The organism is Chryseobacterium sp. SIMBA_028, from assembly GCF_046535285.1.
In the GTDB taxonomy this organism is placed as follows: Bacteria; Bacteroidota; Bacteroidia; order Flavobacteriales; family Weeksellaceae; genus Chryseobacterium.
Genome location: NZ_JAWRWZ010000573.1, coordinates 1 through 253 on the forward strand (window position 1 = coordinate 1; position 253 = coordinate 253).

Consider the following 253-nt stretch of genomic DNA (forward strand, 5'->3'; position numbering starts at 1 on the left):
GGATGACGGCTCAGGTTACCAAACGGGAAAAGGAAATTCTCACGCTGATGTGCGCGGGAAAGACGGCGCAGGAAATCGCCCTCATCCTCGGATGTTCGGTGCACACCGTCCGCACCCATATCGAGGCGCTGAAGACGAATTTCGCGGTCTACAAGGACACTGCGCTGGTGGCCGCCGCCTTGCGGCAGGGCGTCATTGACTGACGAGGCCTCGACGTCACTCACACAAATATCTGAAAAATGAGGACTATTCG

1 protein-coding gene is annotated in these 253 nt (G+C 56.9%); it reads left to right on the plus strand.

What is annotated here, in order from left to right:
* The coding region (locus SCA31_RS24545) for a response regulator transcription factor (protein ID WP_112389010.1) at positions 1-203 on the plus strand (203 nt) is incomplete at its 5' end.
* Between the last annotated feature and the right edge of the window lie 50 nt (positions 204-253).